The sequence below is a fragment of the Bacillus sp. AFS037270 genome (assembly GCF_002585305.1).
The window spans coordinates 1-7,218 of the sequence record NZ_NUNF01000115.1 but is presented as its reverse complement, the minus strand read 5'-3'; the positions used below and the strand labels follow the sequence as shown (position 1 = coordinate 7,218).

The window sequence follows — 7,218 nt, the reverse complement described above, 5'->3', positions numbered from 1 at the left end:
GCTTGTCGGGGCTGACCAAGGCGCTTACGCTTTTGTTCTTTATTTTTTCCACACCCGTTTACTTTCGACACGCTTAGTAAGACCTTTCGCGTCCAATCTTTCTAAAAATGGGATTATATATTTTCTCGATAGGTCGAGAACATCCTTTGCCGCTCCGACATCGAATTCTGATCCCGTTCCGCTTTGAAGTTTTTCAACTGCTTCCATAAATACTTCCCCATGATAAGCAAATTGGTCATCAAGTTGCACGAGTGAATTTTGATCTTCAAGAAATTTTCTTAAATCATATTCGATTGAATCAGGTATACCTGCTGCAGAAAAATATTCTTTCAGATAGCGTACCTTAAGTCCATCTTTCTTCAAATCATGAAGAAGATTTTCTGTCCGCTTCGCCCAACTTTTCGGCACATGTGGGACAAATGTTGCGAGGGATACAAATTGTTCTTTTCTCTTAAACGTCCCATTGCTTATTCCATTTTCTACAACAAAATCAAGCAATGATTTAGGGAACCTTTTTTGCAGGGACTGTAAGAGTTCCGCTTTATTGATCCCGGTCTTCATTGAATGAGTTTGATGGAATTCTTGGAGTTGGTCAAAAATATCTTCTTCAATTGAATCAATTAACAGTGAAAGTGTATACTCTTTGCCATTATATAAAACAAATTCCGGATTAGCTAAATGGTCTGTTAAGGTCGTTTCATCCAGCGCCGTCCGCTTTATTAATTCAGTTAGGGTGAGGCTTTTTGCTTCCATAAGTGCAGCCGTAATTCGTTCCCTTGGTGTTCCTGCTTTCTTCTTTTCAAGCTCTTCAATCGTCTCATTTCCGAAACGATATTTATTAGCTCTCGGGTCGATCACCCAGCCTCCGCCAATTGTTTCTTGCGGACTTGGGCGTCGCAGGATAAAACGGTCACCCCGCTTTGTCAGAATCTCCTCTTCAAGCCGAAGCTGACAAAGAATTTCTCCATTTTCTTCTTTAATCTCATTACGATCAAAGAAAACAATCCGGCCCATTACCTCGGCTGTTCCGATATGAAGCTTAATAGGCATCCGCTGCTTAACAATATGTTCAAGATCCTCGACAACGCGAATTGCGACATCTACTGTTTTGGTCACAATAAAATGCTCGGAGGAAACTAAAACAGCACCTCGTTCAAGCTCTTCCTTTGATACACTTGATAGGTTAATTGCTGCCCTTTGCCCAGCGTAGGCTTTATGTGCTGAATGATGATGAACCTGAATTTGCCTTGCCCTAACTTCAAGGCCTTTTGGCATGATTTTTAAAACTTGTCCCTCTTCCACCGTTCCTTCATAAACAGTCCCGCGTACAACGGTCCCTTGCCCTTTTACAGTAAACACCTGATCAATCGGCAGACGAAAGGCCCCCTTCGCATCTCGCATTTCTTGATCCTTTAAGGTTTTTATAATTAATTCTTTTATTTCATGAATGCCTTTTTTGGATAAACTATCAATTAGAACAAAGGGGGCATCCTCAAAAACAGTCCCAGTAAGTTCTCCTAAAATGTCATCTTTCACCAATTCAATAAACTCTTCGTCTACCCGGTCAATTTTTGTAATGGCGATTATACCATTTTTTACACCTAAAAATTTTAAAATGTCGAGATGCTCCTTTGTTTGCGGCATAATCCCTTCATCCGCGGCTACCACAAGAACAACTAAATCAATCCCGGCTACCCCGGCAATCATTTGACGGATAAAGCGTTCATGACCTGGAACATCAATAACAGATATTTGAATTTCTTGGTCTTCATAAAGGGGCGCAAAGCCCAGCTCAATCGAAATTTGCCGTTCCTTCTCTTCCTTTAAACGGTCCGTATCAACATTGGTTAATGCTTTCGTTAATGAGGTTTTCCCGTGGTCAATATGGCCGGCCATCCCAATCGTAAAATAACGTTTTTCCAAGATAAACACCTTCTTAATCGTTCTACCATTCTACTGTAGCCTTAAAAACATATTTGTTCAAGCGAACTTTTTTAGACTTATGAATACTCGCACAACCAGTGACCTCCTGGTATGTTTATAATTTCTTTTTTTTAAAAAAATTTAATCTAATTAGGCAAAAAGATACACAAATTTTATAAAATTTATTATAATAAATCTAAAGATTTTGCACGAGTGCAACTTTTGTTGATTAGCGAACAAACCTTGCGCCTATGAAAAACAAATTGAGAAAGGATGGTGTCTTATGAGTCAGACAAATTCACTTGCTGTTGATAAGGCTCGGGCCGCAGAACTTAAGACGGTTTCTGCTGCAAGAGATGCCATAAATGGAAAAGTAAAGGGGATCCGGGCATTAATACCATTCCTTGGCCCTGCCTTTATTGCATCAATTGCTTATGTAGATCCGGGAAACTTTGCAACCAATATACAAAGTGGTGCCCGTTTTGGTTATAAAATGCTTTGGGTCATTGTTTTAGCGAACCTAATGGCGATGCTTCTGCAAAACATGTCAGGTAAACTTGGGATCGCTACTGGAAAGAGTTTACCTGAAATATGTCGTGATCGGATGCCAAAATGGTTGACCATAATTATGTGGGTTGTTTCGGAGCTTGCTGCTATGGCGACCGATCTGGCTGAATTTTTAGGTGCGACTCTTGCTTTAAATTTACTTGCAGGGATTCCGATGTTATACGCTACTATTATTACTGGTATTGTCACCTATCTAATATTAATGCTTGAAAGATTCGGCTTCCGGCCGTTAGAAAAGTTTATTGCCGCTTTCGCTATGTTAATTGGCTTATGTTACTTAGTAGAAACGATTCTATCACAGCCTGATTTTTCGCAAATCGCTTATCATAGTGTCGTTCCATGGCTCGGCAATAATGAAAGTATCATGCTTGCGGTCGGTGTAATTGGAGCTACGGTTATGCCGCATGCGATCTATCTCCACTCAAGCTTAACACAGAATCGAATTGTGCCAAGAAATGATACTGAAAAGATTAAAATACAAAAGTTTAGTACAAAAGAGATTATTATTGCGATGACACTTGCAGGCTTCGTTAACCTTGCCATGATGTATATGGCTGCATCCGTGTTTCATACAACCGGGCAAAGTCATATTGCCGATTTAACAACAGCCTACCATACGCTTACACCTCTTTTAGGCTCGGCTGCTGCTAGTGTTTTCTTAATTTCCTTGCTTGCCTCCGGTATCTCAAGCTCAGTGGTCGGAACGATGGCCGGTCAAGTGATCATGCAGGGGTTCGTCGGCTTTAGCATTCCGTTATGGATTCGGCGGTTAGTAACCATGCTTCCAACTGTTATTATCGTTGCGCTTGGTGTCGATCCAACCCAAACACTTATTATTAGCCAGATAATTCTAAGCATTGTCCTGCCATTTCCAATCATTGCGCTGATTTACTTTACTCAGAAGAAGGAATTAATGGGCGTGCTAACGAATAAAAGAATTACCACTGTTCTATCGTCCCTATTTGCCTTAATCATCCTTGGCTTAAACATTTGGATGGTTGTGCAAGTTTTGATGGGTTAAACAAAATAAAAAAGAAAAAGCACCAGCTCACTTAGGTTGGTGTTTTTCCTTTAAAAAATGACTAATATATAAACCAGGTACCACCTCTAGATCAGAAACAAATTGGAAACCATTTTTCAAATATAAATTTTTAGCGGGAGGGTTTTCCTTACCTGTTGATACATATAGAAGAGATATATCTTGGTTCTGTTCCTCTACTTTTTTCAGCAGCTTTTGAGCAATTCCTTTCCTAAAATGGCTCGGATGAACGACCATGCGGCAAATCGTTAATTCATGCTCCTCAACCGTATAGGAAATTGCACCTACAAGGGTTTCTCCTTCAAAATACCCTAAAAATGTTTCACCACAAGCTTCCAAATCTTCGATAGATTCTGTTAAGGGGGGAATCTCAAAAAAATTAATTAATCGGGCTTCAATCTGGTAGGATGCTCTTTGAAGATCATATACTTCTTTTAACGTATTCCTTAAATTTAAATCTAGTTCTTTTATCATTTTGCTTACCCTCTCCCTTAATTTAAAAAATCCCCCACCAGGTGAGGGATAAAATTATCATGCAACTTTAATCGCTTTACCAAATGGCACGCGCGGTAAGAAATCCCCCGGGACAAGCCAAAATAGTTCAAAATCGACCTTTTCCATGTCTTCAGCGAAGAAGCCAGTGACATCGGTTATATAAAATAGTGTATCAATCTTTTCCTCTTTTGCCCACTCTAAAACTAATGTATAAGATGATTTCCCATGAGTATGATACTTAATTGAATCGCTTTGGATCGGGGAAATGTTTCTGATTTTAAAATCTGCTTGAACCAACAATGTATCGGGCTTTAGCTGTTCAAACAGTTTCACTATGTTGTTAATAAGAATCACTGGTGCCTCATTTGTAGAGGTATCTACTGCTAATGCAATCCTTTTATCCTGCCGCTGCTGAATCATAGAAAGTATTGTTTTATGCCATCTCAACCTCAACAACCCCTTTGTTTTGAATGAGCGAACTATCTTATTTTGGGTTAGAGTACAAAGGTTTATGATTGGTTAATTGCGGGAAAATAGCTCCGTATTAGGGGCCTATTACTTAAGGATTAATTTCTCAGGAGATTTTTTGTATGTGCCGCTAATAATAAGATTATTGGTTAGAGTACTCCCGTTTTTTCTGTAAATATTCTTTTTCACATCTTAACAGTTTGTAATGAATGGCTTTTCCTTCTTCCTTTTTCTTGCCTGCCACCACCCATTTGAAATCAGAAAGTTTCAAATGAATAGCCACATTTGTATTATCAGGCTGTTTATAAAGTAAATAGGCTTCGGCTGGTTTTATAAAAAGAGTCGGCTTGCCGCGAGATGCCACAATGAATTGTTCATGTAAAGATTGATAATTCTCATCGACTTCTTTACCGCCATATATAAGATGGGCGGCTTCTAAGTCTTTATCTGAAACTTCTAAGTAATTCTGATGATCTATACCTAGGCCAAATCCTGTAATAATATCCTTCATAATGGCTTTATTAAACTCTTCATCCCGATTTTTCATCCCCTCTAAGCAATCCAAAGATAACCTGGGCAGTTCATCTGCCCGGGTATTGAGTGGGCAAATTAAGATGATCAGGCTCCAGATGATCATTGTTATTTTTTTCATTTAAGAAAATCCCCCCTAACGATAGTTGAACATATTATTCGGCATTTCCTGAGCTTCTATTCTTTTCCATGTCAATTGTCGATTAATCGCCGCTTATATGTATAGAATTTGACAGCTTCAAAGGCTCATCCATGCTATAATAAAAATATTGATTATTCAGAAAACATGCATATTTAAACAGTAGAATGGGGGAGAAAATTTGAACGACGTGATCGTGGTTGGTGCTGGACTTGCTGGATTAGTAGCTGTTGCCGAACTGGCTGACGCTGGTAAGAAGGTTCTTCTTCTTGATCAAGAACCCGAAGCCTCTTTTGGCGGGCAGGCATGGTGGTCATTTGGCGGTCTGTTTCTAGTGGACTCACCTGAGCAAAGAAGGATGGGGATAAAGGATTCGCGTGAACTGGCCTGGCAGGACTGGTTAGGAGCAGCAGGCTTTGATCGTGAGCACGATGAAGATTACTGGGGCAAAAAATGGGCAGAGGCCTATGTTGATTTTGCCGCAGGAGAAAAACGTCAATGGCTCTATGATATGGGGGTCCGTTTTTTTCCTGTGGTTGGCTGGGCTGAGCGTGGTGGTTATACAGCGGAAGGACATGGGAACTCCGTGCCCCGCTTCCATATCGTCTGGGGAACAGGTCCAGGAATTGTCAAACCATTTGAAGATCGTGTCCGTCAAGCGATGTCGAAAGGTCTTGTTGACTATCGTCCACGACACAGTGTTAATGAGTTAATCAAGAATAATGGTGCAATTGTCGGTGTACGAGGAGATATTCTTATTGCTAGTTCCGCTGCCCGCGGGGAAGCAAGCTCCCGTGAGGTTGTCGGCAATTTTGAATTTAACGCCCATGCAGTAATGGTAACAAGCGGGGGCATTGGCGGAAACCATGAGTTGATTCGGAAAAATTGGCCTTCCCGGTTAGGTAATCCACCAAAACATATGATATCCGGTGTGCCTGAACATGTAGATGGCAGAATGCTCACGATTACAGAAAAAGCGGGCGGCCGAATTGTGAATCGTGACCGGATGTGGCATTATACGGAAGGCATTAAAAACTGGAATCCGGTTTGGCCTAACCATGGGATTCGTATTCTTCCTGGCCCCTCCTCCCTTTGGCTTGACGCTAAAGGAAACCGCTTGCCTGCACCAAACTTCCCGGGGTTTGATACTCTTGGTACCCTTGAGTCGATAATGAAATCAGGTTACGATTATTCGTGGTTTATTTTAACTCAGAAGATCATTGAAAAAGAATTTGCCTTATCTGGGTCGGAACAAAATCCCGATTTGACAGAAAAGAGTATAAAAAAAGTACTGGCTCGTGTCCTACCCGGACCGACTGCACCGGTAAAAGCGTTCATGGACAAAGGTGAGGATTTTGTTATTGAAAAGACGCTGGATGAACTGGTTGCTGGAATGAACAAGTTAACTGGGGATCATCTCTTAAATGTTGAAGCAGTTAGGCGCCAAATTCTAGCGCGCGACCGGGAAATCGATAATAAATTTACAAAGGATCTACAAATTACAGCCATGCGCGGGGCCCGTCACTATTTGGGAGATAAACTAATCCGAGTGGCACCACCACATAAGATTCTTGATCCTAAAATGGGGCCGTTAATTGCTGTCCGCCTAAATATTGTCAGCCGGAAAACGCTAGGCGGTCTGCAAACCGATTTATCTGGAAGAGTGCTTGATGCTTCAGGAAACCCTGTTCCCGGACTTTACGCTGCTGGTGAAGTTTCAGGCTTTGGCGGTGGAGGAATTCATGGCTACCGATCATTAGAAGGAACATTTGTCGGGGGTTGTCTGTTTACTGGCAGGCAAGCAGGGCGTGCACTTGCAGAGGAACTAAGTGGTTGAGTTTTGTGTTTGTTCCTGTTGGAATTTGATTAAGAGTATTATAAGTATTATTTGTGACTGCTGAAGTTATCTTTCTTGGCTCAAGGTCAAAATTAGGTTTTATTATGACTGTTTATCCATTTTTCGGGATTCGCCGGCACAATTACCTTTTATTTTGACCGTTCCATTTATTTTTTCCGACTCGCGGGCACAATCACCTTTTATTTTGACCCTACCTAC

Annotated in this window: 6 protein-coding genes; 2 read left to right on the top strand and 4 right to left on the bottom strand. The window is 41.0% G+C overall.

The window, feature by feature from the left end:
* Window positions 1-39: 39 nt before the first annotated feature.
* Window positions 40-1,923, bottom strand: a complete 1,884-nt coding sequence (gene selB, locus COD92_RS30740) for a selenocysteine-specific translation elongation factor (protein ID WP_098531678.1) — start codon at window positions 1,921-1,923, stop codon at window positions 40-42.
* Window positions 1,924-2,206: 283 nt separating this feature from the next.
* On the opposite strand from selB, the gene COD92_RS30735 reads away from it, so the two are divergent.
* Entirely contained in the window at window positions 2,207-3,511 is a 1,305-nt protein-coding gene (locus COD92_RS30735; protein WP_098531679.1) for an Nramp family divalent metal transporter, read from the top strand.
* A gap of 27 nt (window positions 3,512-3,538) precedes the next feature.
* Here COD92_RS30735 and COD92_RS30730 read toward each other — a convergent pair whose 3' ends face one another.
* From COD92_RS30730 to COD92_RS30720, 3 genes are all read right to left on the bottom strand, one after another.
* Window positions 3,539-4,003: a GNAT family N-acetyltransferase gene (locus tag COD92_RS30730; RefSeq protein ID WP_098531680.1), complete on the bottom strand. Its 465-nt coding sequence runs from the start codon at window positions 4,001-4,003 to the stop codon at window positions 3,539-3,541.
* A 57-nt stretch (window positions 4,004-4,060) separates the two neighbouring features.
* The gene (locus COD92_RS30725) at window positions 4,061-4,471 is read right to left on the bottom strand and encodes a vWA domain-containing protein (RefSeq protein ID WP_098996829.1); all 411 of its coding nucleotides are present in this window, start codon (window positions 4,469-4,471) and stop codon (window positions 4,061-4,063) included.
* 163 nt (window positions 4,472-4,634) lie between these two features.
* Entirely contained in the window at window positions 4,635-5,144 is a 510-nt protein-coding gene (locus COD92_RS30720; protein ID WP_255286727.1) for a hypothetical protein, read from the bottom strand.
* A gap of 199 nt (window positions 5,145-5,343) precedes the next feature.
* Between COD92_RS30720 and COD92_RS30715 the strand changes: the two genes are divergently transcribed.
* Window positions 5,344-6,999, top strand: coding sequence for an FAD-binding dehydrogenase (locus tag COD92_RS30715; protein ID WP_098531681.1), 1,656 nt, complete (start codon window positions 5,344-5,346; stop codon window positions 6,997-6,999).
* Window positions 7,000-7,218 lie beyond the last annotated feature (219 nt).